The organism is Maridesulfovibrio sp., assembly GCF_963676065.1.
In the GTDB taxonomy this organism is placed as follows: domain Bacteria; phylum Desulfobacterota; class Desulfovibrionia; order Desulfovibrionales; family Desulfovibrionaceae; genus Maridesulfovibrio.
Window position 1 is genome coordinate 4,007,695 of the sequence record NZ_OY780933.1, and the last position, 25,983, is coordinate 4,033,677.

Annotated in this window: 26 protein-coding genes and 1 tRNA gene; 13 read left to right on the forward strand and 14 right to left on the reverse strand. The window is 46.9% G+C overall.

Annotated elements, in window-relative coordinates:
- The first annotated feature begins 5 nt into the window (after nt 1-5).
- The gene (locus ACKU35_RS18080; RefSeq protein WP_319761499.1) at nt 6-488 is read left to right on the forward strand and encodes a putative molybdenum carrier protein; all 483 of its coding nucleotides are present in this window, start codon (nt 6-8) and stop codon (nt 486-488) included.
- On the opposite strand, the gene ACKU35_RS18085 is transcribed toward ACKU35_RS18080, so the two are convergent.
- A complete protein-coding gene (locus ACKU35_RS18085) occupies nt 445-756 on the reverse strand; it encodes a hypothetical protein (protein WP_319761500.1) in 312 nt (103 codons plus the stop codon). The two genes, ACKU35_RS18080 and ACKU35_RS18085, sit on opposite strands and share 44 nt — an antisense overlap.
- Nucleotides 757-971: 215 nt before the next feature.
- Here ACKU35_RS18085 and ACKU35_RS18090 point away from each other — a divergent pair, with 215 nt between their 5' ends.
- Genes ACKU35_RS18090 through ACKU35_RS18105 form a run of 4 tightly spaced genes read left to right on the forward strand, consistent with a single transcriptional unit; the run spans nt 972 to nt 3,282 of the window.
- Nucleotides 972-1,358 carry a metalloregulator ArsR/SmtB family transcription factor gene (locus ACKU35_RS18090; protein WP_319761502.1) on the forward strand — a complete coding sequence of 129 codons (387 nt, stop codon included), beginning with the start codon at nt 972-974 and terminating at the stop codon, nt 1,356-1,358.
- Between the two features lie 4 nt (nt 1,359-1,362).
- The gene (locus ACKU35_RS18095; protein ID WP_407944212.1) at nt 1,363-2,577 is read left to right on the forward strand and encodes an SO_0444 family Cu/Zn efflux transporter; all 1,215 of its coding nucleotides are present in this window, start codon (nt 1,363-1,365) and stop codon (nt 2,575-2,577) included.
- A gap of 29 nt (nt 2,578-2,606) precedes the next feature.
- Complete coding sequence (locus ACKU35_RS18100) at nt 2,607-2,753, forward strand: hypothetical protein (RefSeq protein WP_319761506.1); 147 nt, start codon at nt 2,607-2,609, stop codon at nt 2,751-2,753.
- Nucleotides 2,746-3,282 carry a hypothetical protein gene (locus tag ACKU35_RS18105; RefSeq protein ID WP_319761508.1) on the forward strand — a complete coding sequence of 179 codons (537 nt, stop codon included), beginning with the start codon at nt 2,746-2,748 and terminating at the stop codon, nt 3,280-3,282. Before ACKU35_RS18100 ends, ACKU35_RS18105 begins: the two co-directional genes overlap by 8 nt.
- A gap of 111 nt (nt 3,283-3,393) precedes the next feature.
- On the opposite strand, the gene trpS is transcribed toward ACKU35_RS18105, so the two are convergent.
- From trpS to ACKU35_RS18125, 4 genes are all read right to left on the reverse strand, one after another.
- Nucleotides 3,394-4,389 carry a tryptophan--tRNA ligase gene (gene trpS, locus ACKU35_RS18110; protein WP_319761510.1) on the reverse strand — a complete coding sequence of 332 codons (996 nt, stop codon included), beginning with the start codon at nt 4,387-4,389 and terminating at the stop codon, nt 3,394-3,396.
- Between the two features lie 26 nt (nt 4,390-4,415).
- On the reverse strand, nt 4,416-5,054 hold the full coding sequence (locus tag ACKU35_RS18115; RefSeq protein WP_319761512.1) for a site-2 protease family protein: 639 nt from the start codon (nt 5,052-5,054) through the stop codon (nt 4,416-4,418).
- A 36-nt stretch (nt 5,055-5,090) separates the two neighbouring features.
- Nucleotides 5,091-5,167 (reverse strand) — tRNA-Trp (locus ACKU35_RS18120).
- A 153-nt stretch (nt 5,168-5,320) separates the two neighbouring features.
- Nucleotides 5,321-5,680 carry a response regulator gene (locus ACKU35_RS18125; protein ID WP_319761514.1) on the reverse strand — a complete coding sequence of 120 codons (360 nt, stop codon included), beginning with the start codon at nt 5,678-5,680 and terminating at the stop codon, nt 5,321-5,323.
- Nucleotides 5,681-5,998: 318 nt separating this feature from the next.
- Here ACKU35_RS18125 and ACKU35_RS18130 point away from each other — a divergent pair, with 318 nt between their 5' ends.
- The 3 genes from ACKU35_RS18130 to ACKU35_RS18140 are packed head-to-tail and all read left to right on the forward strand — an operon-like array spanning nt 5,999 to nt 8,140.
- A complete protein-coding gene (locus ACKU35_RS18130) occupies nt 5,999-6,196 on the forward strand; it encodes a MoaD/ThiS family protein (protein WP_319761516.1) in 198 nt (65 codons plus the stop codon).
- Between the two features lie 4 nt (nt 6,197-6,200).
- Nucleotides 6,201-7,124: an ATP-binding protein gene (locus ACKU35_RS18135; protein ID WP_319761518.1), complete on the forward strand. Its 924-nt coding sequence runs from the start codon at nt 6,201-6,203 to the stop codon at nt 7,122-7,124.
- Nucleotides 7,121-8,140, forward strand: a complete 1,020-nt coding sequence (locus ACKU35_RS18140) for a glycosyltransferase (protein ID WP_319761520.1) — start codon at nt 7,121-7,123, stop codon at nt 8,138-8,140. The genes ACKU35_RS18135 and ACKU35_RS18140 overlap by 4 nt, the downstream gene beginning before the upstream one ends.
- Nucleotides 8,141-8,165: 25 nt before the next feature.
- Here the strand turns inward: ACKU35_RS18140 and ACKU35_RS18145 are convergent, their stop codons facing one another.
- The 4 genes from ACKU35_RS18145 to ACKU35_RS18160 all read right to left on the reverse strand — a co-directional run bounded on the left by ACKU35_RS18145 (nt 8,166) and on the right by ACKU35_RS18160 (nt 11,496).
- Complete coding sequence (locus ACKU35_RS18145) at nt 8,166-8,855, reverse strand: PilZ domain-containing protein (RefSeq protein ID WP_319761522.1); 690 nt, start codon at nt 8,853-8,855, stop codon at nt 8,166-8,168.
- 67 nt (nt 8,856-8,922) lie between these two features.
- On the reverse strand, nt 8,923-9,693 hold the full coding sequence (locus tag ACKU35_RS18150) for an aminotransferase class IV (protein ID WP_319761524.1): 771 nt from the start codon (nt 9,691-9,693) through the stop codon (nt 8,923-8,925).
- A complete protein-coding gene (locus ACKU35_RS18155; protein WP_319761526.1) occupies nt 9,690-10,979 on the reverse strand; it encodes an anthranilate synthase component I family protein in 1,290 nt (429 codons plus the stop codon). The genes ACKU35_RS18150 and ACKU35_RS18155 overlap by 4 nt, the downstream gene beginning before the upstream one ends.
- Entirely contained in the window at nt 10,945-11,496 is a 552-nt protein-coding gene (locus ACKU35_RS18160) for an aminodeoxychorismate/anthranilate synthase component II (protein WP_319761529.1), read from the reverse strand. The genes ACKU35_RS18155 and ACKU35_RS18160 overlap by 35 nt, the downstream gene beginning before the upstream one ends.
- Before the next feature lie 231 nt (nt 11,497-11,727).
- Between ACKU35_RS18160 and ACKU35_RS18165 the strand changes: the two genes are divergently transcribed.
- A complete protein-coding gene (locus tag ACKU35_RS18165; RefSeq protein ID WP_319761531.1) occupies nt 11,728-12,888 on the forward strand; it encodes a pyridoxal phosphate-dependent aminotransferase in 1,161 nt (386 codons plus the stop codon).
- A gap of 120 nt (nt 12,889-13,008) precedes the next feature.
- Here the strand turns inward: ACKU35_RS18165 and ACKU35_RS18170 are convergent, their stop codons facing one another.
- Together ACKU35_RS18170 and ACKU35_RS18175 are read right to left on the reverse strand one after the other, a co-directional pair.
- Nucleotides 13,009-16,125, reverse strand: a complete 3,117-nt coding sequence (locus tag ACKU35_RS18170; RefSeq protein ID WP_319761533.1) for an efflux RND transporter permease subunit — start codon at nt 16,123-16,125, stop codon at nt 13,009-13,011.
- Between the two features lie 21 nt (nt 16,126-16,146).
- Entirely contained in the window at nt 16,147-17,202 is a 1,056-nt protein-coding gene (locus ACKU35_RS18175; protein ID WP_319761535.1) for an efflux RND transporter periplasmic adaptor subunit, read from the reverse strand.
- A gap of 222 nt (nt 17,203-17,424) precedes the next feature.
- Between ACKU35_RS18175 and ACKU35_RS18180 the strand changes: the two genes are divergently transcribed.
- Nucleotides 17,425-17,757 (forward strand): hypothetical protein, encoded by a 333-nt coding sequence (locus ACKU35_RS18180; protein ID WP_319761537.1) that lies wholly within the window; start codon nt 17,425-17,427, stop codon nt 17,755-17,757.
- 105 nt (nt 17,758-17,862) lie between these two features.
- On the opposite strand, the gene icd is transcribed toward ACKU35_RS18180, so the two are convergent.
- Entirely contained in the window at nt 17,863-19,008 is a 1,146-nt protein-coding gene (gene icd / locus ACKU35_RS18185; RefSeq protein WP_319761539.1) for an NADP-dependent isocitrate dehydrogenase, read from the reverse strand.
- Between the two features lie 409 nt (nt 19,009-19,417).
- Nucleotides 19,418-20,302, reverse strand: a complete 885-nt coding sequence (locus ACKU35_RS18190) for a flagellin (protein ID WP_319761541.1) — start codon at nt 20,300-20,302, stop codon at nt 19,418-19,420.
- A gap of 839 nt (nt 20,303-21,141) precedes the next feature.
- Here ACKU35_RS18190 and ACKU35_RS18195 point away from each other — a divergent pair.
- Entirely contained in the window at nt 21,142-23,568 is a 2,427-nt protein-coding gene (locus tag ACKU35_RS18195) for a PAS domain S-box protein (protein ID WP_319761543.1), read from the forward strand.
- An 83-nt stretch (nt 23,569-23,651) separates the two neighbouring features.
- Here the strand turns inward: ACKU35_RS18195 and ACKU35_RS18200 are convergent, their stop codons facing one another.
- Nucleotides 23,652-24,767: a glycoside hydrolase family 3 protein gene (locus ACKU35_RS18200; protein WP_319761545.1), complete on the reverse strand. Its 1,116-nt coding sequence runs from the start codon at nt 24,765-24,767 to the stop codon at nt 23,652-23,654.
- A gap of 159 nt (nt 24,768-24,926) precedes the next feature.
- Between ACKU35_RS18200 and ACKU35_RS18205 the strand changes: the two genes are divergently transcribed.
- Nucleotides 24,927-25,544, forward strand: a complete 618-nt coding sequence (locus tag ACKU35_RS18205; RefSeq protein ID WP_319761547.1) for a D-sedoheptulose 7-phosphate isomerase — start codon at nt 24,927-24,929, stop codon at nt 25,542-25,544.
- A 26-nt stretch (nt 25,545-25,570) separates the two neighbouring features.
- Entirely contained in the window at nt 25,571-25,981 is a 411-nt protein-coding gene (locus tag ACKU35_RS18210; RefSeq protein WP_319761549.1) for a response regulator, read from the forward strand.
- The last annotated feature ends 2 nt before the right edge of the window (nt 25,982-25,983 follow it).

Below are 25,983 nucleotides of genomic sequence, written 5' to 3' on the forward strand. Positions count from 1 at the left end.
ACGCGATGGTCATTATTTCAGGGGGACAGACCGGAGTTGATCGAGGCGCGCTAGACGCAGCCATCGAGTGGGACATTCCGCATCACGGCTGGTGTACAAAAGGCCGCAAGGCAGAAGATGGGCGGATTCCGGCCCGATATAATATGCAGGAAATCGACGGGTGGCAGTACTGGAAAAGGACTGAAAAAAACATCCTTTCTTCAGACGGAACTCTTGTTTTTCCCGGTAAACAGAAATCCAAAGGAACTGCACTTACAATAAGGCTAGCCCACAGACACGGAAAACCGCTAGCCGTGATTAATCCTTACGACCCGTCCGCTGTGGAAACCATTCGCTCATGGATAGCCAACTTCAATATCAGAGAGATTAACGTCGCAGGCCCAAGAGAAAGCGGTGCTCCGGGGATATCGCTACTGACCCGAAATTTATTGGGTGATATATTCTCTACACGGCAGGGACAAAAACAGAATTTTCAAGAAGCGCTTTAAGCCTGGCGAGACTTTCCCATAAGCGGGCTTCATTTTGATCCAATGCAGCCTGCCTCAGGGTGGTCAACTCGTCAGCGTAGGAGTCAAAGCCATAAGTCATTGCCGCGCCCAATGAGGAATGCCCGCTTTCACGAATACTCTCATAATTCCCTGAATTAAGGGCATCGGCGATATCGCACAGATCAGAACTGAGGGATTTTTTGAGTACTGGAACCAGATCAAAAAGGTCGGGGTCAACATATACTCTGAGTCGTGATGATTGTGGCAAGTCAGCTCCTTATATTTCGCTCTTAATCTCATAACATCACATAAATACGTAATCACTATTTTTGAAAATAATTTTTGAAATTCATATTATATTTTCAAATAATTTCCCTACAACACAAATTCGCCCTTTTCTCCACCTCCATTTGGACTTGACTTGTCATCCTCACTTATTAATATATGAACAGTTGTTCATATGTAAACAAATAGGATTTAAACATGACAAATAATATCGACTGCTGCTCCGGTCATAATCCCACACCGGGAGCTGTGGATCTGGTTAAAAGCAAAAGTTGTTCCAAAGAAACAATGGATGATCTGGCCGCAACATTCAAGATACTGGGTGAACCGCTGAGAATCAAAATTCTCCATGCCTTATCCATCAGTAATCTATGCGTCTGCGACTTATCAGAGCTACTGGGTATGAGCCACTCAGCTGTATCGCATCAACTGCGCATCCTGAGAACGGCCCGAATGGTCCGCTTCGAGAAAGACGGGCGCAGAGCCATATACAGCCTTAAAGATAAACATGTAGAAATCATAATGCGTACCGCACTGGCCCATATGCAGGGTGACGGCTGCGACTCTATCACCGAGGATAAATAAAATGATCGAGATACTACTATCAATAGAACATGAAGCATGGGGAGTTCTTCTGGAATCAGCACCGTTCATGCTTCTGGGATTTTTCATTGCAGGCCTGCTGAAAGCTTTCGTCGGTCCTGAATTTATCAGCAAGAACCTCGGCTCAGGCAAAACTTCAGATGTGTTTAAGGCTTCTATTTTAGGAGTACCTATTCCGCTGTGCAGTTGCGGGGTAATCCCGGCTGCAGCTCAGCTGCGACAGCAGGGTGCAAGCAAGGGAGCCACGACTTCATTCCTGATTTCAACGCCTGAAACCGGAGTTGATTCAATAGCTGTCACCTATGCCCTGCTTGACCCTGTAATGACTATATTCAGGCCGTTTGCTGCTTTTATTACAGCAGTTATAGCGGGAATTCTGGTGGATAAGGACGCTAAGAAAAATCAAAAACCGGAAGTAGTAGCCGAATTGATTCCAAAGGCGATCCTGTTTCCCAAGGCAAATGAAAATGTAGAAGGCAACGGATGTTCAGGAGAATGCGAGTGTCACTCCCACGAAGATCATCAACATGCGCAATCAAGCTGCTGCGACTCTGAAACTGACAGCGGATGCGGCTGTGAATCAGGATGCGGATGCGGGAATACGCACGATGAGGAACGCCCTGAATCATTTTGCGGTAAGCTTTCTTTCGGCATGAAATACTCTTTCGGCAACCTCCTGCAGGATATCGGAATCTGGTTTCTCGGCGGGGTGATTTTAGCTGGGATATTCGGAGCCTTGATCCCCGATGGATTCATTGAACGCAACCTCGGAGACGGCTTTCTCCCCCTGCTGATCATGCTTGCCGCGGCAGTCCCCCTTTATGTCTGCGCCACTGCGTCTACTCCCATCGCCGCTGCACTGGCCTTGAAGGGTCTATCTCCCGGAGCGGCGCTGGTATTTCTTCTGGCCGGACCAGCTACAAATGCTGCCTCATTTACTGTTGTCGCAAAGCTGCTTGGAAAGCGCTCTGCCTTCATTTATCTTGGCACTATTATCGGGTGTTCCCTTGCGCTTGGCGTCTTCGTTAACTGGCTCTACTACTCAATGGGACTCAGTGTTACCAACTGGGTTCAACCCGGAGTTGAGGACAGTCACGGACTGCTTTCCATCATATGCGCACTCATTCTGCTTGCATTAATCGTCATTCCCAAGGTAATAACACTACTGAAAGGTGAATCATTGCACGGGCATTCGCATTAATAAAGATCTAACATTTGGGGATGAGAACAATGACAGGCGAAGGTGTCGAAGCGATAATTGTTATGCTGGTCATCATCCTTGCCATCTTCAAGATGGTGAAAAAAACCGGATGCGGACTGGGCCAGACCCAAGTCCGGGATGACTCCGAAAAAAAAGAGATGGACAGTGATGAATAAAAATAAAGCCGGAATCGAAACCCAGCTTGAAGAGTTGCGCGGATCGGAAAACTTTATCGGCTTTTGCGCCTTTGACCTTTTCCTGAATGATGACGAATCCAAGCGTAAGGACGGCATATTAAAGATATCACGACACAACCTCGCTCCGGAAACCGGATTCTTAAAGTTCACTTTCATTGTCGACGTGTATGGCGACAAAGTAATCCGCAAGCAGGTGCTTGACCTCTTCGCCCGTTTTCACGACAGCGAACTTAAATCGGAAACCGACCCCGATTTTATGTACATCAAGCCTCCTGAACCGGAATCACAAGCTGATAAATCATGGTTCATAGGCGAAGTCTTCTTCCACTTTGATTCCGTAAAGGGAGCTTCCAGAGAGAATGTATACCGTTTTTTCCTGCCCTTCCTGACACTGCGCCTGCCAATTGAATTCAGTGATCTGCAATGGTGGGAAACTGATGAAGAAGCTACTGAGCACAAAAAATCAGCCATTAAGGCTATAACAGACTTTATTAAAAATAAATTCTGATACGCAGCAGGCATAATCCTGTTGGCTTGCCGCCACTTGCACATTAAAAAGAAGAAACTCCCCGATAACAGTTGTTACCGGGGAGTTTTTAATTCTTTAGCTTAAATAAAATTAGTACTTGAAGCCGATCAGATCGCGGATCTCTTCCATATTCTGCTTGGCTTTAGCCTGTGCTTTGGCGGTGCCTTCGTGGAGGATCTGCCAGACGATATCGGGATTCTCATCGAGATGACGACGGCGTTCCTGCATAGGCTCAAGGAACTTGGCCATATTTTCAGCCAGCAGTTTCTTACACTCAACGCAGCCGCGAGTTGCGTTACGACATCCTTCCTCTATCTCAGCGCAAGTTTCTGCATCGGTGAGCAGCTTGTGATAAGGATAAAGGTTACAAACATCAGGATCACCCGGATCAGACTTACGCAGCCTGTTCTGGTCGGTGAGCATGGACATTACTTTAGGGCGGACCTCTTCAATGGGTTCTCCCAGAAAGATACCGTTATCATAACTTTTAGACATCTTGCGGCCATCCAAGCCGGGAAGCTTGGCGTCCTCGGTCAGCATGGCATCGGGTTCGATAAAATATTCACCGTTCAGATGGTTGAAACGGCGCGCAATCTCGCGGGTCAACTCCAGATGCGGCAACTGGTCCTGCCCTACGGGAACCTGTGCAGGCTTGTACAAAAGGATATCCGAAGCCATAAGCACGGGATAGCCGAGGAAACCATAGGTATTCAGTTCCTTCTGGACCAGCTCCTGCCTGATTTCCTTGTAAGTGGGGTTTCTTTCCAGCCAACCCAGCGGGGTGAGCATAGACAGGATCAAATGCAGCTCAATGTGCTCTTTGACCTGAGACTGATGAAAAATAACACATTTTTCAGGATCAAGACCTGCTGCAATCCAATCCTTGACCAGTTCAGGAACAAAACCGCCAATCTTGCGGGGATCGGAATATTCGCTGGTCATTGCGTGCCAGTCGGCAACGAAAAAATAACATTCATGATCTTCCTGAATTCTGACCCAGTTAACCAGAACACCAAAATAATGACCGAGGTGCAGACGTCCGGTGGGCCTCATGCCTGAAACTATGCGATTGTTTGTCTTACTCATTTTAAATTCTTGTATGCTTAGCGGTTCTACTGAACCAGAAAATTATAGAAAAAACCCATGGCCGGACTGATTATCCTGCCAAGCAGTCCGAACATTGCCAGTACGATGACGATAACAAATCCGTACCGGAACGACATAAATTTGAATGCGGTTTCACGGGGCAGAAATCCGGCAATAATCTTACTACCGTCCAGCGGTGGAATTGGCAGCAGATTAAAAAAGCACAAAGCCAGATTAATAATGACCCCTGCATTGGCAATCATCATCGCGGGCACAAGAATCTTGAGCATCAGCGGTGACAGACCGTTTGCATCCATTGAACCAATGACCTTTACGACAATTGAGAACAATACCGCAAGTACCATGTTTGCCGCCGGACCAGCCAGAGCGACAATCATCATATCCCGCTGAGGATTTTTGAAATACATGGGATTAACCGGAACAGGCTTGGCCCAGCCGATCATACGGGTAAGCACAAGGGCAAGTGTCCCCAAAGGATCAAGATGCTTTATCGGATTCAAGGTAAGGCGTCCTGCCTGTTTGGCAGTGGGATCGCCCAGAAGGTATGCTGCAAAGCCGTGAGAGGCTTCGTGACAGGTGATTGCCAGCAGAAAAGGTAAAGCAAGGATGCTTATTTCTTTGATTGTATTGGCGATGTCGAACATTTGTAGTTGCTTGTTCGCTTTTTTAGAAGTGATAAATGGCAGGCCAGGAGGGATTCGAACCCCCAGCATTCGGTTTTGGAGACCGACGTTCTAGCCGTTGGAACTACTGGCCTGCATTTATGGCTTGGGACGTCTCTGCCGTCAAAGCCAAATGGGTACTAGCACCCTCATTTCGCTTTGGCAAGTAAAAAAGGAGCCTATCTCCATAGACTCCCCAAAAAAAAATTAATTATTTTAGTACTCAGCCAGTAAAAGCAGTACAAAAATCAGCTTAAAGCCTGCGCCACTTTTTCCTTCAGCTCGCTTAAATCAACGGATTTTACCACATAATGATCGGCCGCAATGGACTTCATATCATGCTTGAAGCTGTCATAAGCGGTACTTAGGATAACCGGCAAGGCCTGATCCTGCTGGCGGATTTCCTGCAACAGATCAAGTCCTGAACGATTAATCCCGAGTTTAATGTCCAGCACAACCAGATCAGGATTTTCCCGATTGATAACCGTTAGGATATCCTCAGTGCCGTCCGAGGTGGCCACTTTGTAGCCCCCGGCTTCCAGTTCTTCTCTGTAGAGCATTCTTATATGCTTTTCGTCGTCAACGACTAATATTGTCTTCTGAGCCATGTGCAACTCCTTGAAAGTCGTTTTTCAATATTCTAAGTCTAGTTCATTATTAAAGCGTGGGTCAACATTTATAGACTTTTTTTTGATTGATGCCATCCGGCAGTTTGCCACTTCCGGGCCATGAATTAAATCTATCATAAAATAACAGTCTTTTACCAATCTGGCTGCAATTTTTTAAATTTTTCGTTTATTGTAACCTCAAACCGAAAAATTCTATCTCGCCATAGTAGGAAAAGCTTGCTGAAAACAGACTTAAACGCTAATTCCCAAAGCCTCGGACATGATCATATCACATAATCAATTAAAAGGAATCTGCCCATGGTAATTGTCAAAATCGAACCGGAAGGCCAGACAATAGAGTACACAAAGCTTAATACCGTCCTGCAACTGCTTAACAAACAAGGGTTGCATCATACCGACGCGCTGGTAATCCGTAATGGAGAACTCCTCACTCAGGATGAACGCATATTCCAGGGTGATGAGATAGAATTAAGAAAAGTAATTTCCGTAGGTTAATCATATGAAATGTAAGGTATGCAAAGAAAAGGCTGTAGTTTCCCTGCCCAGCCATAACGCTGCGTTCTGTGAGAAACATTTTAATAAATTTTTTATGCGTCAGGTTGCCGAGGGCATCAGAAAACGCAAACTGCTTACCCCCGATGACAAAGTGCTGGTCGCTTTGTCCGGCGGGAAAGATTCACTCGGACTCATGTACGCTCTAGCCGAACTGGGCTACGATGTAACCGGTCTGCACATTGATCTGGGGATATTTGGGTCTTCCATAACCGCACGCACTGTGGTCGAGGATTTCTGCAAGGAAAAAGGCTACCCGCTACGGGTGGTAGAGCTGGAGAAGGAAGGCGTGCCGATGCCGCTGATTAAGAAGCACATCCGCCGCCCCATCTGCGCCATCTGCGGAAAATTCAAACGGCACTATTTCAATAAAGTCGCGATCGAAGAAGGTTACACAGCTCTCGCAACCGGTCATAATCTGGACGACGAAGTAGCCCGTCTATTTGCCAACACCCTGCGTTGGGATCAGGGCTATCTGTCCGATCAGGGGCCTGTACTGCCGGCTGAAAACGGCTTCGCTAAAAAAGTTAAGCCTTTATTCAGGGTTACTGAATATGAAAGTGCGATCTTCTCTTTTCTGGCCAAAATCCCTTATCACCATCTGCCCTGCCCGTTCAGTTCCGGGGCCAGCTTCACCGGGCATAAAAAGCTCTGGCGGGATATGGAACTGCGCAGTCCCGGCACCAAGCGCTCATTTTACAAGGGATTCCTTGATAGAGGACAGCCCGCTTTCTCCGCTCTGGAAAAGGAAGAAAAGGATTACGAAATTAATCCCTGCACAGAATGCGGTTACCCCACTTCAGCCGGAGTATGTAGCATCTGCAGGCTTAAGCGGCAGTTACAGGAATCTATTGAGGCAGAAAAGGCATGAGCGAGCCCAAGGTTTCGGTGACTATGCCCTGCTACAATTGCGAATCCACTGTCGGAGAGGCAATTGAAAGCATTTTAAGCCAGACCTTTGAAGATCTGGAGCTTGTCGCAGTTGATGACGGTTCTGCTGATAATACCGTCGAAATCCTTAAAAACTACGCAAGCAGGGATTCACGCCTGAAACTGTTATTTCTTGAACATCAGGGAGTTGTCGGTGCCGCGAATGCAGCTATTGAAGCGGCTTCCGGCACCTACATCGCGCGCATGGATGCCGACGATAAGGCCCTGCCCGAACGCATAAAAAAACAGGCAGATCTTTTGGATAGTGACCCGGAAACGGGATTAACGGCCTGCCGCGTCGGATTCGGCGGAGACCGCGATAAAAACGGCGGCTACGCTCATTATGTGGATTGGATAAATACACTGGTCGATGCTGAAGAGATATCGCTGAACCGTTTTGTGGAATTTCCTTTCGCCAATCCGTCCATCATGATGCGCCGGGAGCTTATCAGCCAATATGGCCCGTTCCGGGACGGTGATTTTCCCGAAGATTACGAACTGGTGCTGCGCTGGCTGGAAGCCGGGGTAAAAATGCGTAAGGTTGATGAAGAATTATTGATCTGGAATGATCCGCCGGACCGACTTTCACGCAACCATCCCAAATATACGGTTGAAGCCTTCTACGGCATCAAAAGCGAATACCTGTTCCGCTGGCTGCAAAGACGGATCGGACCATATCCTAAAGTGGGAATTATCGGTTCCGGACGTACCTCCCGCAAGCGGTACCGCATACTTGAAAGCATGGGAGTTGAGACAGCGTTCTACGTTGACGTGGACCCGCGCAAGGTTGGAATGTTCATCCACGGCAAAAAAGTCCTCCACCGTGAGGAGATTCCGCCCGCCGGAGATACATTCCTGCTCTCATACGTTGCAAGTTGGGGTGCGCGGGACGAAGTTGCCCGGTTTCTGGATGATCGAGGCTATGTGATGGGACGGGATTATCTGCTGGTTTCATAATCAGCAGCAGGCGATGCTGAGAACTTTATGCAGCGCCGGAATGCAGGCTGAAAAGTTTGACAACCTGTTCCAACTCCCCCTCTGAATCTTTTGGAAGCTCGCTGAATTTAAATCCGATGGAGACATTAGACTGTCTGCTGTCCACATTTCGCACGATTCCGGTTCCACCTATTTCCGGTCCTTCTCCATTAACCCTGAAAGCAAAGCCTGCAGCCTGATCAATGGCAGAATTCAAAAAAATGTTCCCGTCGGGAATGGTAAACGAAATCCTTCCTCCGCCCTTTGAAATGTCTTTGAAAACACCGTGCAACTCTTTTCCTTTAAAAAAGATACGTACCGGCTGAAAACATTCTACACGTGTGCTCTGGCGCAGGCTCACCTTCTCGAAAGATTCTGGATAGCTCAGATAAAGGACGGGATATGGATATTTCATGACCCTTGTAACCGTCGAGCGAAAACCGCATATGAAGCAGCCTCTGCATCTGGCGCGGACTGTCACCTCCGGATCATCGGTCAGCGTTCTTTTATAATCCACTTCTCTCAACGTCGGAAGCCAGACCGAAAGAAACACCCCGGGTTTAAACCCCACGACCTCTCCCCAAAGACGTTCCTGAGTTGTAAACAATTCAATGTTGACACTCTCGCCAAGCTGAAGCCCCAGATTATCCTTTGCCCCACACGAAAGGACTGAATATTTAGCTTTATCTGTATTCATAATTTAATACCGTCAGCTCCTATTATCATCTAACCAACGGCATAGGCTATATGAAACAGTCTTCATATTATAATCTAAAATCTAATATCTTCTCACTAAGCTCCTCAGATGTCCTAAAGTCAGCCTCAAACTCGACCTCTCCGATAGCGGTTACAGGAATCATCCCGCCCAATGAATTAAGAGCGTATACGTAATCGAACTTATCGACATCCATGAGTTTGATTTCAGCAGAATCTATCTTGATGTAACGGGCCGCAACCTGCTGGGCAGTACCCGGAAGTTTGTATTCTGTCTGCGGCTCGAAAAAAGCATCACCGGATCTGAAGAGTAGTGAAGCAAATGAGGACTCCAGCACATTACCGGCAAAATCCTGTAGCAAGGCATCATCAAACCCGCTGTTCTTAGCGTCTTCCCATGCATTAAGATAATTCATCCGGTTTGTTGATTTATGCGCCATAAGCGGTGAGAGGAAAATATTAGGACAAGGTTTGAGAGTCCAAATTCTCTGAGGGATATAGTCAAAAGCGGCTGCACAGATTATTGGAGAGGTAATCCCCTGCTCTACCGGAAAAAAGATATTCACCCTGGCAAATTTATTTATCAGCCCATTGGCATCAATCACTTCACGAATTACAGATTCATAATCCGGCGCTTCTTCAACTACTGAAAATTCGGCAAGGCTCTTACGGGCCCTTTCCAGATGCAGATCGAGATGACATATTTTGCCTCCGTTCCAGCAGAGTGTTTCAAAAAAACCACACCCTGTCCTGAATGCCGGCTGGGTAAGGTCAAGCCTGACTTCGTTTTCGTTAAGTTCACCATTTCTAAAATAAATCATAAGGACTCCGAATCTAATATTTTGCCGGCCTTGGCAATGGTTTCTCTGTACTCAGCCTCAGGGTCTGAATCAATGACAATACCACTCCCGGCCCAGTAATCCAATTCCTGTGAATTCTGATCATAAACCGCGGTTCTGATCGGGATTGAAGCTACCATATCCTGCGGTCCGTTGATAAGTACTACGGCCCCGCAATAAGGACCGCGCACGTGCGGTTCAAGCCTATCGATAAGCTCCATGGAACTTTTTTTGGGACACCCGGTGATTGAACCGCCGGGAAAAGCATTTAAAAGCAAATCAATGCAATCGTGCCCCGCTGCCAATTCGCCCCGTACCCGACTGAACATCTGTAAAAGATTATCCACAGCAAACACGGATTTATGGTCCTCAACCACCACTGATCCGTACTTGCAATCCGCAGAAATATCATTCCGGATCAAATCCACTATCATGGACAGCTCCGAATCTTCTTTCGTAGAATTCTTTAACGACGCAACTTTTTCCCGGGAAAAAACATCAAAGCTCAATGTTCCCTTAATGGGTTCAGAAAGCACACGCCCCCCATCAACCCTTAAAAAAAGTTCCGGGGAGGTGGAAACTATCACCTTTTCGCCACTGCGAAATAAGGCATAGTAAGGTGCAGGATAACGTTTATGGAGTGCAAAAAACCAGAGTACCGGATCAAGATCCCCACCCGGCATTCTAAAGTGCGTAGTTAGATTAAGCTGGTAAGTCAGCCCGTCACGGATATATTCCAGAACGCGCTTCACCCCTTCTTCATATCCTTTTTTATTCAGTGACATAATGATATCTTTACCGCCGAAGGACGGCAATTTAATATCAGGCACAGAGCCGGCTTTTTCCAGAGATGTCATAATTTCCGGGCGAGATAATTCATCTCCGGAGAGCCATTTCAGGGACGAATTACCACTGTCATGAATGAGCACAGCACTATATTTTTTTAGATGCAGCAGCGGATACTCACTAACCTTGCTACTTCCCACCCCATGCAACTCGTGGCCCAGCTCATAGGAAAGATATCCTATGACTGGAGCGCTCTCAGTAAAACAGAATTTTTTCATGCGTAAACGAACATCATCACTGCAAAGAGAGTGCGGCAGCACCAACTCTCTCTGCGGCTTGAAGCCTATATAGCTCAAGCATGAGCCTGAGGAATTCGGAGAACCTAGCAACACATCCGAATTATGCTCACGCGCAGAGTAAAAGGCTATCTCCCGGAAACGCTCAAAGCTACATGAGTCCGAAATAATTAAGGGCGAATTCAATAAAAACTCCGGGTTGCTCGGTTAAAAATGATTCAGGATGAAACTGATATCCCAGCAGAGGTCGATTCGTGTGTGCCACAGCCATAGGAATCAACTGGCTGTTTTCGCTGATCAGCTCCAGTCCCTGCCCCAATCTCCTGCAATAGAGCGAATGATAACGGGCCACGTCAATTTTCCGCCCGTTAAAAGGAATTCGTTCAGTTCTGCCGTGAAAGCAACCATCCAATCGGGAGGTGCAGCCACCGAAACATTCGTTAATAATCTGCATGCCCAGACAAATCCCCAAAACAGGCAGGCCGGATTCAATTACGTTTTCATAACCCGGATAATCAGCAGGACTTCCCGGTCCGGGAGAAATGATAATTAAATCATAGCCTTCGTAATCAAATGCATCTTCGCATCCCAGCACTTCTGTATACGGAAGCACTGTAATCAAGGCCTGTGCAATTTCATGAGCCAGCAAATGCTCAAGATTGTTTGTGAAACTGTCGTTGTTATCGATTAAGAGTATATTCATGACTTTTAGCGGGTGTTTACTTTATCAACGCCATGCACACAAGCACGAAAAACAGATTGTGACAAGCCCGGTTGCGCTCCAAGGATTCAATAAGTATATAGCTCGTTAGACGAATAAAGACCTTCCCCCTATTAGGGATCCCAGAGGGGCTTAGCTCCTTTGGCCGCCGGAGGCCACTTCACTAAGTATCAGCGCATAGCGCCTCATATCCCACCCCACGGAGAGCAAAAAATGGAATGTATTTCAAAAAGGGCCTGTGAAATTACCCCTTTTCTGGTCATGGACGTTCTGGAAAAAGCGCAGGAACTGGAACGCCAGGGCCGCAGCATCATTCATATGGAAATCGGCGAACCGGACTTCGATACGCCTGAATGCGTGAAAAAAGCATGTATCAAAGCCATGGAAGCAGGCGAAACCCACTATACGCACAGTCTCGGAATCCCCGAACTTCGTGAGACTGTCAGTAAATATTACAAGACAACGTACGGAGTAGACGTCGATCCCGGCCGCGTTATCATCACGCAGGGGACTTCACCGGCGATGTTGCTGCTCTTCACTTTCATATTAGATAAGGGCGACAATATCATCCTGTCCGACCCCTGCTATGCCTGCTACAGCAATTTCATCTCCTTTTCCGGGGCCGAAGCCAATACTGTCCGCACCTTTGAAGAAGACGGCTTTCAATACCGTCCGGAAGCAATAGAACAGGCGATCGACAAAAACACCAAAGCCATTTTGATCAACTCCCCTTCCAATCCCACAGGAACTCTGCTCTCGCCGGAAAGGATGGAAAAAATCGCCCAAATGGGTCCATGGATCATTTCCGATGAAATTTATCATGGCCTTGTCTACGGAGAAAAAGAGCACACCATACTTGAGTACACGGATCACGCCTTTGTGCTCAACGGATTCTCAAAGCTTTTTGCCATGACCGGGTGGAGGCTGGGTTATATAATCGCACCGGAAAAGTATATCCGCCCCATGCAGAAGCTCTGCCAGAACTTCTTTATCTCCGCCAACACCATGGCGCAGTATGCCGGTATAGCGGCGCTGACCGAATCGTGGGACGAAGTAAATCGTATCAAGGGCATCTATGATGATCGCCGTAAGTTCCTGCTCAAACGGCTGCGCGAAATCGGCTTTGATATTAAAGTTGAACCCACCGGAGCATTCTATGTACTGGTCAATATGAAGCACCTCGCAAAAAAATTCGACGGAAGCTCTCTAAAACTGGCCTTTGATATCCTCGAAAAGGCTGGAATCGGAGTTACTCCGGGCATTGATTTCGGCGAAGGGGCTGAAGGTTTCATCCGCTTTTCCTACGCTAATTCAATGGAAAATATTGCGGAAGGAATGGATCGACTAGAGAAGTATGTACGGGAGAATTCCTAAAAGATTAATATAAAAATTCCCACCGACGCATTCAACGCCGGTGGGAATATAACTAGCCAGTGATCCTATGTTTCTCAACAGTATGATCAGTTTTATTTCTGCATACCGCCTTTAATTCTACTACGCCTCAGCCTCACCGCCGCCGATTTTCTCCATCTTGATGAAGAACATAAGCAGGGCCGGAATCATGAACACGGTAAATACCGTGGACAAGGCCAGACCGCCGAGCACAACCGCTCCAAGACCTCGGTAAAGTTCGGAACCGGGACCGGGCGCAATCGCCAGCGGAAGCATACCGAAAATGGATGTTGTGGCCGACATATAGATCGGGCGCAACCTTGAACGGGTCGCTTCCAAAACGGCTTCACGGTGTTCCACACCTTCGTTACGCACGTTATTCAAGGATTGGTGAACGATCAAAATCGCGTTGTTAACAACAACACCGATCAGGATAACAAAGCCGAGCATGGTCAAAACATCCAGCGGCTGCGGAGCGATAAAGAGGTTTTCCAGCTTCAGTCCGAGGAACCCGCCTGCACCTGCGAGAGGCACGGTCAGCAGAATGATGAACGGATAAATAAAGTTACCGAACAGAGCCGCCATAAGCAGATAGGTGATGACCACCGCCAGCATGAAGTTCCACTGCATGGCCTCACGGGTCTGGGTCAGCTTATCAGCAGCACCGGACATACGCACATTAACTCCGTCCATAAGGCCCATCTCTTTGACTTTGGGGATGAGCTGGGTCTGGATAATATCCATAGCCTGCTCCAAAGGCATGGTCTTAGGCGGAGTGATCTGCAAGGTAACGGTCCTCTGCCGCTCAAGATGACGAATCTGGGTAATGCCGTAGGTTCTTTCCAGATGGGAAAGAGACGAAACCGGGACTGCCCATCCCTGTGGTGTAGCCACCAGAGATTCATAGAGAGCTTCCGGAGTATCAACCTGTTTCTCCGAAGCCATCAGGTTCAAATCGATTTTCTTTTTACCGTCTTCCTTGAAATCACCGATGTTACGACCATCCATGAGTACATCAAGGGCCTCGCCCAGTTCCTCACTGGACATACCGGCGGCACGCAGGCGGTCACGGTCCGGCACGATGCGGACTTCAGGATAAAGCATCTCAAGGGAAGGAATTGGCCGGACCTGAGCGTTCGGCATTACCTGTTTGGCCATGCCGAACATTGTACCGGCAGCAGCCATGAGTTTAGGTAATTGCGGACCGCTGAAATCAACAGCGACCATGCGCCCTTTACCTAGTCCAGTTTCAAAGATGGACGCCTGAATACTGACCCCGAACATACCGGGAATAGAATTCATTATCCGGTTGAACAGCGGAATCAGCGCGGCAGGACGCTCTTCATCTCCGGAGATGGCACCGAAGAGATTGATGTCCGGCGCGGAAACGTAGAAAAGCTGTTCTACTGACGGCAGTCCGTCTTTCTCTTTATGCATATGCGGCTCTGTTTGAGCAGCGATATACTGCCCGATAGAATCACGCTCTTCAAAAGAAAGGCCCGGCGGCGGAATAAGAATTGAGAGAATAAGGTTTCTATTACCCTGCGGCAGATATTCCATCTTCGGGAAAAATGAAACAACCAGCAAAATGGAGGCTGCAACAAGTATTGCAACAGTAGTTAATCTGCTTACCCAGTTGCGAATTGCAAGATCCAGCAGACCCATAATCCAGTCGGAACTTTTGGTGCCCATCGCAGTAAGTATATTCTTCTTGACCTTCTTTTTTCTCTTGGAAATAGAGTAAAACTGATTGGCCAGCATGGGGATTACCAAGATGGAGACAAACATGGACAGGGAGATAGCGCAGGTTACCGCGATAGCGATATCCTTAAACAACTGCCCTGCTTCCTCTTCGATAAAAACAACCGGCAGGAAGACCGCGACAGTTGTGAGTGTTGAGGCAAGTACCGCTCCCCAGACCTCGCTGGCGCCATCGTAGGCCGCCCGATAAGGAGATTTCCCCATACCGCGGTGTCGGTCGATATTTTCAAGAACAACAATGGCGTTATCCACCAGCATCCCGACCGCAAATGATATCCCGGACATACTTACAATGTTCAGGGTTCGGCCCATACCTCCGAAAACAATAAATGAACCGATTACAGAGATAGGAATCGCGATGGCTACAATAATCGTGGCGGAAAAAGACTGCAGGAAAATCAGCAGCACAATAACCGCCAGCACACCACCGATGATAATATTCTGCTTAACCAGATCAATAGCGCCGTTGATGTACGGGGCCTGATCGTAAACCCAGTCCAGGAAGATGCCGTTGTCGGCCAGAATTCCTGCATTAAGATCTTCTACGACCTTGCGCACATTCTTCGTTACTTCCAGCACGTTGGAACCGGGCTCGGGCTTAATACCGATAGCCATACCGGGGATACCGTTATGGAGCATGGCAACTGTCTGCTTTTTGAAGCCGGGCACAACTTTACCGACGTCGCCGAGGGTGACCCTCTGCTGACCGGAAGATGTGATGACCACATTCTCGATATCTTCGGGAGTTTTGAATTCACCGGTAGTACGAATGCGGTAATCACGACGTCCGACGCCGAGGTTACCGGCTGAAACGTTTGCATTCTCGCTTTGCAGTACTTTGGTGATCTTATCGATTGTCAAGTTATAAGCCGCCAGCTTTTCCGGGGCGACGATAACGTGCATCTCATTTTCAGTACCACCGCCGACGAAGAGGTCCGCAACACCGTTAACGCGCTCAAGATACTGCCGCACGTCATTTTCAAAATAGGTGGCGAATTCATTAATATGCTTTTTATTGTCAGGAAGAGTCCGCAGAATCATCCAGATTACCGGGGAGGCAGAAGCACCGGTTGCAGAAATTACAGGACGATCGGCATCCGCAGGATATTTTCTGACTTCGTTCAATTTATTAGAAACCCTGAGCAGGGCATCATCAATATTTGTACCTATTTTGAAACGAAGAGCAACACGACCGAAACTGTCAAAGCATTCGGACTCCATTTCCGTAAGTCCGGTGACACCCTTGAGCACTTTTTCCTGCTCTTCAATGATGTCACGCTCAATTTCATAGGGAGTCGCTCCACTCCAATTTGTTTCAACTGTAATTTCCGGTTCTGTTACGGATGGTGACAGCTGATACGGCAACCCCGTAAGTGCCAGTCCGCCGAAAAGAACCAGCATAATGACACCAACCAGTACAGAAACAGGCTTTTCAATTGAAAATTTTACAAAATCCATAAATTACTCCGGCCCGCCGGGCTATTTATTATCAATGATTACGGGCTGTCCGGGTCTTAATCTTTCGTTACCTTTGGTAACGATATCCATTCCGGCCTTAAGTCCCTGACCGCGAACACCGGCATTCATACCTTTAAAGCCGACGACCTTTACCGGGAAAGGCTGTGCTTTACCATCGATAACACCGATGACCATGGTAGTGCCGCGCAGGGTTATGACTGCGTCACGAGGGACCACAACAGTATCGCTCGCAAGTCCGTTAGGCAGGGAAACGCGAGCTTCCATACCCTGCTGGAAACCGTTATTGCTGATGATTCTGATCTTAACGGGGAAGGTTCGACTGGCTACGTCACCACGCGGAATAACGGCAAAGACTTCGCCCTTATATTCCTTGCCGCCTGCAGTAATCCCGACTTCAAGTCCGGGCTTTACTACCTGAGCAACATCCTGCGGAACGTTAACAACCACATCGTAACTTGTATTCATGCCCAGCTTTACAACATCGTCCCCGACTGAAAGCCATTCACCCAGATAAACTGAACGCTTGAGTACAATACCGGTAAAAGGGGCTCGTATGGTCTTCTTTTCCATTTGGAGCTGCAGGCGGCGTAATTTAGCCTGCGAAGAAGCGAGTTCACTTTCCATGGCGATAGCTTTGAACCGCTTGGAGTCGTATTCGCCCTCATGGACAGAACCGCTTTTAAAAAGCTGGGTTATGCGCTGATCATTACGTTTGGCAAGATCATAATTGGCCTTAGCCTCAGCATAAGCAGACTTGGCGGCACGAATTTCAGTACTCAAAAGGTCGGAACTGAGCTGGATCAGAACATCGCCCTTTTTGACAACATCGCCTTCTTCAACCCTGACTCTTACAATCTTACCGCTCACTTCGGATGCAACATCTGAAGTTTCGGAAAAATAGACTGTACCGATATAAGAAGATTCGGGGGCTACCTGTCCGGCAAAAGACTTAGATGTTGCCACGTGTGCCGGAGGCATTGCAGGCGCCTTCTGTTCAGCTGCGAACACAGGGCAGGCAGAAATTATAAAAATCAAAAAAAATATTATTTTTTGCATAGAACGTCTCCGATATGTATTATAACGTTGTTTTCAACGGGCTCACTTTACGTAAGATATTACTATAGTCAACAGGGAACATAATTACGCTCAAAGTAACCACTCACCTCTACGATTATACATTTAAAATTATGATCAGAACTCAGGCTTGACAAATTATAATATACCTATCCTGGAACAATCGTGCACATTGAACCTGTACATAAAACCCCCAGTTAAAAAATGAACAACTTACTTATAATACTTTCATTTATTGCGGTAATTTTCACTGCCTCTCCGTCCGAGGCTCTGACAATACAGAACACCTGCAAATATCCTGTCGCCGGGTCAGTCACAATCGCGGACAGCATGGTCAGCGTGGCCCAATTCAGGTTGATTCCCGGAGAGAAAAAAAAATTTCTTGGAGGATTCGAAAAGATGAAACTGATCATACGAACCATCCCGGATGTCTACAACCTCGAAAAATTAAAGATTACATCGACTGAAATAGACAGCCCGAACAATCTGATCATGCTGAAACAATCGCCGGATGGCATCAGATATAAGGTTGAATAATTTTTATTTTCCCTGATTTTCAAAAAAAAGCCCTCCCTGTAAATATACAGGGAGGGCTTATACTTTCAGTCTCAGAAATTACTGAGTAAATCCTTTCAGGTTCTACTACAGATTTGCGAGAATAATCTCACCGAATTCCTTACAACCGACCTGCTCGGCACCGCTGATCTGACTTGCGAGATCAACAGTAACTCTTTTGGCGGCGAGTGCTTTCTCAACAGCATTCTTGATCAGATCTGCTGCTTCGCCCATGCCGTTATTTTCCAGCAGCATAGCACCGGAAAGAAGAATGCTTCCGGGGTTTGCGAGATCTTTACCGGCGATGGTAGGTGCGGTACCATGAGTTGCTTCATAGATAGCAAGTTTATCACCCATGTTTACGCCCGGAGCGAGACCGAGTCCGCCAACCTGTGCGGCCAGAGCATCGGAAAGATAGTCTCCGTTAAGGTTGGTGGTAGCGACAACGCTGTACTGCTCAGGACGCATCAGAAGTTCCTGAAACATAGCGTCGGCAATGCGGTCGTTGATTACAACTTTGCCTGCTGCGTCTTCGCCTTCTTTGACAACTTTTCCGGCATAATCTTCTTCTGCAAGATCATAGCCCCACTGGCGGAAACCGCCTTCGGTAAATTTCATGATATTGCCTTTATGAACCAGAGTTACGGATTCGCGGTTCTGGTCAATGGCGTAATCAATTGCGCGGCGAACAAGACGTTTGGAACCTGCAGGTGTGATGGGTTTGATGCCGATGCCGGCAGTAGGATCGATTTTGGCACCCATAGTATTAACCAAAAAGTCGATTACTTTTTTGGCTTCGGGAGAATCGGAGCTCCATTCGATTCCGGCATAAACGTCCTCGGTGTTTTCGCGAAAAACAACAATGTCCACCTTTTCGGGGCTCTTTACCGGGGATTCAATACCTTCGAAATAACGAATAGGACGGATACAGGCGTAGAGATCAAAGACCTGTCTCAGAGTAACGTTGAGGGAACGGATGCCCTTACCTACGGGAGTCTGCAGAGGGCCCTTGATAGCCAGTTCAGCCTTGGCAAGGGTGTCGAGGGTTTCCTGCGGCAGATATTCACCGGTAGCTTTATAAGCTTTTTCCCCGGCAAGAAGTTCAACCCACTCGATTTTTTTATCACCGCTGTATGCTTTTTCAAGCGCGGCATCGATAACGGGACGGGCTGCACCCCAAACTTCTGGACCAATTCCGTCGCCTTCGATAAAATATACTGTTTTTGTAGACAAAAGGAGCTCCTTTGTTGCTTGCACAGCTCCGGATCCTTAGGGCTGCGCAGTGGATGGATACCTGTGTATTAAAGAAAAACAACAAGTATTGCCGGACGGCGTTTCGAGTCATTTATTAAACTGAAAAGAGGAACCGGATGGATTCCGTCCGCAGACTGGACAAACGGCAGGATTGTATCTGCATAATCGATTTCAGAGCGCATATTTAAGTCATTCTTCCAAAAAAGTAAAGAACCACCCTATTGGAACACCATCAAAATACATAGTTCTCAAAAAAATTAAATCGGAACAACTTTAATCCAAACATCGCGCTGTAGACAGTACAAAATTCTTTTTTAATAAAAGCGAAAAGGGAGATCCGCCGTAACGGACCTCCCTTTCTGAGCTATATGATACCCATCTGTGATTATTAGCCACCGATGAGCTGCATGGCCATCCTGGGCATACCGTTTGCCTGGGAAAGCATGGCTACTGCGGACTGGGTAAGGATCTGGTTCCTAGTGAACTCAGTCATTTCAGTCGCTACGTCCACATCGGAAATTCTGGATTCCGAAGCCTGAACGTTTTCAGCCTGAATAGAGAGGTTGGTAATGGTGTTTTCCAGTCTATTCTGGAGAGCACCGAGATTTGCGCGGATCTTATCCTTGGAGATAATAGCATTATTCAGCCTATCCAAAGACTTCTGCGCCAACTCCTGTGTAGAGATGGAGTTATTCGCTCCCATACCGACACCGAGAGCTGAAGCTGTGGAGGTATCGATTGAGACGTAGTAGTAGTCCTCTGCACAATCGTTACCGGTACCGAAGTGGACCTTTACAGGACCGTTGGACTTAAGACCGGAACCGTCATGAGCGCTTACCTCACCGGACATATTACCGTTAAGCAGGTGAATTCCGTTGAAGTCGGTAGCATTGGCGATACGGGTAATTTCCGAAGCCATTGCCTGATATTCAGAGTCAATAATCAAGCGCTGGTCAGAGTTATAGGTACCGGTTGCTGCCTGAGTGGCAAGTTCCTTCATACGGATGAGCTTTTCATCGATAACACCGAGTGCTCCATCAGCAGTCTGGATCATGGAGATGGCGTCGTTTGCGTTACGGATACCCTGGTTCAGAGACTTAATATCTGAACGCATAAGTTCGCGAATTGCCAGACCGGCAGCATCGTCAGCAGCGGTTCCAACACGAAGCCCTGAAGACAGACGACGGGTTGAAACACCGAGGTTACCATACGATTCTGCCAAGTTACGGTTGGCATTCATGGCCATCAAGTTATGATTAATTACGAGCGACATAATAATTCCTCCTTGAATTACTTATAAAATTCGCCTGAGTGGGTCCTTCCACTCTTAGCTTTTACTGGTTTACTTTATTTAATAATCCGCTTAAACTTTTAAGCCATAAGAGACCCTCCGGAACAGTTCGACTTCCAGCTATCAGCCGGTCAACCCGGATAACTACCGATACTTGTTTGAGCATCATGGGCATTACCTGTGTTACACTCCGACAGGTATCCGCTCGTCTTTACTAAGACGCGGAACCATGTGGAATCCACGACTCTGGTACAGGCACGGCCATGCGGTAGCGATTCTCACATGTCCCATAAGGGAAATTTCTCTGCGCAGGATATTTGCACACTACCAACCTCCGAGAACCACAATCGGCCAAATGCCTTGTTATGCTCATGTAAATATCAGCCTATTTTCCGAATATCCCCCCTGCCAAGTTATTAAAGGTTTGCTCTGCACGAAGGTTTGCAATGGGTATGCCTATAGCTAGGCGAATCTTTATTTTTATAAAAAAGACACGCACAACACGTTGTTTATAAAGAATTTTTGGAAAAAATGATTTCTTGATGCAGACGAAGAAAAGCAACAGAAAAAAAGCAGAGGGAAAGATCTGCCCCATGGGGAGGGGAAAATCTTTCCCAATAAAGCGGGCGGGAAAATGTTTACAGGATCATCTTTCGTATATATGACCCGAAAAAAGCTTATGCAGAAATAAAAAACAGCACGCCACCGTGCGAATTATATTATCCATGAAAATAAGAAGCATTCATAAACTGAATGAACGTATCAGAAATTACTTATGTTTGTTCCTGACCATATTTATAATAAGTTCCCTGTGTTCCACTGTGCTCTTTTTTTGGTATGTTTCAGATGAAGTAGACAGCAAGGCCTCCATCTGGTCAAAATATCTGATAGATCGCATAGATTTTCTGGAAACAATAGTCACATCAAGAGCCACCTTCGACCATGGCATGTCCATTCTCAGAGTCACTCCTGAGGGGGAAGTGGTTAATAGCAGACCATTCCCGCTTGAAATAAAATCTATAGCTGATTCATCATTTTTCCGTGAAGTAAAAGATTTCAAGCCCGGACAATCAATAATCATGTGCCAGCCGGACAAAGGCCATGACCAGACATTCCTCATCCAAAGGCTGGACCACAGTTTCGCCATAGCAAAAGTCCCTCCCGGAAGTCTTTTACCGGTTTCGCCACAGGACACGGAACTGCTGATAAGGGACAGAAATGGTAACATTGTTTATGAATCCGAACACAACCATATCCTAAATTATTTTAGCATTGGAAGACTGCATTTTTCCGATTTCTTCATTTTTTCTTCAGCTCAGATTGATGTAAATAAATTCGGCGGTTTTTCGCTGACCGTGGGCAAAAATATTTCAACGGAATTTTATGCTGGTCTGCTGCTTATCCTCTTTACCACTAGCTGTATGGGCATACTGATTAAAAGATCAGCTTTCCTGACCTGGGATTTGGGCAAAAACGAACAGGACTTTATCAGAATCAATGATCTGTTAAAAAAAGTTTCCGCGTCACCGGATGATAATCTTACCGATTTTTCCGCTATTGAAGACACTGCCAAAAGACTCCGTGAAGTGGATTGGGATGCGGAAGCCGGAAAAATGTATTTCACTGAAAACAGAGACTACATCAATGCCACAGCCTTTTTTTCAGGAAGAATACTCAAGTTACTTGATGAAATCACATCTCATTCCCTGCAACTGAGCAGATCAAGGCAGGAGTATCATGACTTGGTGCATTCCGCCCGGAGTATAATTCTGAGGCTTGACCGCAAGGGAACCTGCACCTTCTTTAATGAATATGCACAGCTCTTCTTTGGTTTTTCTAAAGAGGAAATGGTCGGCAAAAGTGTTATCGGAACCATCATTCCCAAAACGGGTAAGGGGGAATCAGATCTGGAGCAACTGATCAGCGACCTTACCAGCAAACCCGGCAATTTTCCTGTCAACACCAATCAGAATGTATGCAAGGACGGCAAATACGTATGGGTATACTGGACCAACAGCCCTATATTTAATGAAAATGGCGAGCTGACTGAAATTCTCTGCGTCGGCACGGACATTACCAAACGTAAAATAATGGAGACCCAGCTCCAGAATACAAGAAATTATATCCGCAACATTATTGATTCCATGCCCTCGGTAATAATAGGACTGGATAGTGATTACCGGGTTACTCATTTCAACACTGCAGCTCAACGGATGGCGGTAATTAACAGCAGTAAAATCGAAGGGATGGAAGTAGAACTTGCATTCCCTTCGCTGGGGAAATTCGCATACAACATCACAAAAGCCATTGAAACCGGAGTTCCGGAGAAAAGCATACGCACACAGGGCCAAACGGCCCCGAACAGCTATCAGGACATTATAATCTACCCTCTGACCGACGGCATGAAGGGCGCGGTGATACGTATTGATGATGTCACAGAACGGGTCCGCATTGACGAAATGATAATCCAGACTGAAAAGATGATATCCATCGGCGGTCTGGCCGCAGGCATGGCACACGAGATAAATAACCCGTTAGGCGGCATTCTGCAGGGGATACAGAATATCGTCCGCAGGATTTCTCCCGAACTACCGGCCAATCTCAAGGCTGCTGAGAAAGCAGGCTGCTCAATTGATTCCATCATAAATTATATGGAAGATCGCAAAATAATCAAAACCCTGAACGGCATCACGGATTCAGGAGTACGGGCCGCAAACATAGTCTCCGGCATGCTGGAATTCAGTCGTAAAAGTGATTCCCAGAAGGCTCCCGGAGATTTACGGAAAATTATGGATAAGGCTTGCACCCTTGCAGCTCAGGATTACAATCCTCAAAAAGGGTACGATTTCAAAAAAATATCCATAACGACTGATTACGATAAGAATCTTAAAATGGTCCCCTGTACTTCCACTGAAATAGAACAGGTTTTACTAAATTTGCTCCGTAACTCAGCACAAGCCATGAATGATTGGGAAGCGATGGAGGAAGACCCTGAAATATCAATCATAATCCGTAATGACCAAAAAATGGTAACATGCATAGTTTCCGACAATGGTCCGGGTATGGACGAGGCGGTCCGCAAAAGAGTCTTTGAACCTTTTTTCACTACTAAGGAACCGGGCATAGGAACAGGTCTGGGACTTTCCGTATCTTATTTCATTATCACGCAGAACCATAAAGGCAAATTTCAGGTGGATTCGTCCACCGGCAGGGGAACTACTTTTATCATTCAGCTCCCGGCTTTGTAGAAATAAAGACAGCCCTGAAAATCCACTGCCGGTTTTTCAGGGCCTATTTTTTTAAACAAAGCAACTGTCTGAGATATTAGCGCTTAATTTATATTACGTTTTTTATAGTGCATGATTCGATCATAGGACTGCCTGATTCTGCTCTCAGTGAGCTTACCTTCACGCACAAGCTGCTTCAATGCAGCAACGGCTTTTGTACCCAGATTCGGTTCAAAAATAAGATTATTGCCGAAAAGTAATATATCAGCTCCGGCTTTGACAGCACGGTATATTCCTTCTTTGAATCCGTATTCACCACTGACAGCTTTCATCTGCATATCATCGGTGACTATAATTCCCTTAAATCCCATTTTACGACGCAGCAGCCCATGGATAACTTTACGCGAGAGGGTTGCCGGGTAATTGCGGTCCAGACGGGAATTGAAAATATGCGCGGTCATAACCATATCCGCCTTCCCGTCACTGATTAAACTGCTGAACGGATAAAGTTCACTCTCAGACCACGAATCGGTGACATCTGTAAATCCAAGATGAGAATCTCCTCTGGAGCTGCCGTGTCCGGGGAAATGCTTCAGGCAGGAAAGGATTCCTTCTGAATGAAGCCCGTCTATAAAAACTCCTCCGAAACGGGCCACTTGACGGGGATCATCGGAAAAACTTCGCTGCAATGCCGCAATTACGGGATTTGCCGCGTTGCGGTTCACATCCACCACCGGGGCAAAATCCATATTGAAACCCATTGACTTCAACATGCTCCCGGTTGTCCTACCGGCCCGGTAAGCCATCTGGAGATCGCCGCTGTTACCAAGTTCGGCCGCAGACGGCGTTTCGGGAAAGCCCATTTCACCGGTAAGCCTCTTAATAATCCCCCCCTCCTGATCAACAGCCACGAACAAGGGTGTTTCCGCGTAGCTTTGCAGGTCGGAAGTCAGTTTTTTCAATTGCTCCGGTCCGGTAATATTGCGGATAGTGCTGTTCAGGGCGCAATCTTTACTGAAGAGAACCACCCCGCCGATACGGGCGTCGCGGATATCACTAACCACAGGATTATCAGCATTCAGCTCTATCCCCCTGAACCCGACCATGACCATCTGACCTGCCATGATATCCAGCTCGGAAACTCCCGGGACTTTGCCCGTCAGTGAACATCCGGACAAAGTGGTGATAAAAAACATCAATACAAATATTATTTTTCGCAACTGAAGGACTCCATTATTTAAATGCAGAATAAAAAAAACATGTTATAGTGATCATCCTACAACTTTGCAAGATGGGTGAGCATGTTGCCACCCGGAATTATTTCCTATAAACGAATTTCACAACTTGTTCATAATGAATTGCAAACAGAAGGAAAAAAAATGTCCCAGACAGCACTGCAAAAAGTACTTGATCATGCCCGTGACGGACTTGAGGTCCGCGAGTCTTTTTTTGAACAGTATTCCCAGCTGGTTGTCAATGTTTCCAGAGCATTGGCAGTACGTCTCGCTCTCGGCTCCAAAATTCTTTTCTGCGGAAACGGCGGCAGTGCTGCCGACTGCCAGCATCTGGCAGCGGAACTGGTCAACAGATTCAAACTGGAACGCCCGCCTCTGCCCGGCATTGCCTTAACCACGGATTCTTCCATTCTTACCGCAATCGGCAATGACTATTCTTATGAAATGGTATTTGAAAAACAGGTTCAGGCTCTTGGACAAGCCGGCGACGTACTGGTCGGTATCAGCACTTCCGGTTCAAGTCCCAATGTTATCAGCGCCCTGAAAGAAGCCAAACGCAAAGGCATGGTTACTGTAGGGATGACCGGAATCAGTGCGGGTGAAATGCTGCCCATTTGCGACCATATCATCAGCGTCCCCAGTAAAGACACCGCCATAATTCAGGAAGTACACATAGCAGTTGGTCACCTGTTCTGCCATCTTATAGACCATTTCCTGTTTGAAGCAGTAGGCGAACTGGAGCCTTACCTGAACGTGGAATAAATTTAATCACAGAAAACGAGTGCCGTATGCAGATACTTATAGTCGAAGACAGTAATACCAGCAGAATGTATCTGGAAGAAGTTCTAAAGGACATAACGCAAAATCTTGATGCCAATATCGAGAGTGCTGCCAGTGGCGAAGAAGCACTGAAAAAAGTTCAGCGAAAATGGCTGAAAGGTGTCCCCTGCGAGCTTATTTTTATGGATATAATTCTGCCCGGTATGGACGGCTTGCAGACCCTTGAAAAAATAAGGGCCCTTGAAAACGAAAAACGCATTCCGGAAGAAAAAAAGATCAAAGCGATCATGACTACAGCTCTTGACGATAGCACCAAGGCTTCGCGCGCTTTTTTCCAGTGTGAAGCCATTTCGTACATAACCAAGCCCATCACCGCTGAAAAAATACAGATGGAGCTTAGTAAATTCGGAATGATCTGAGG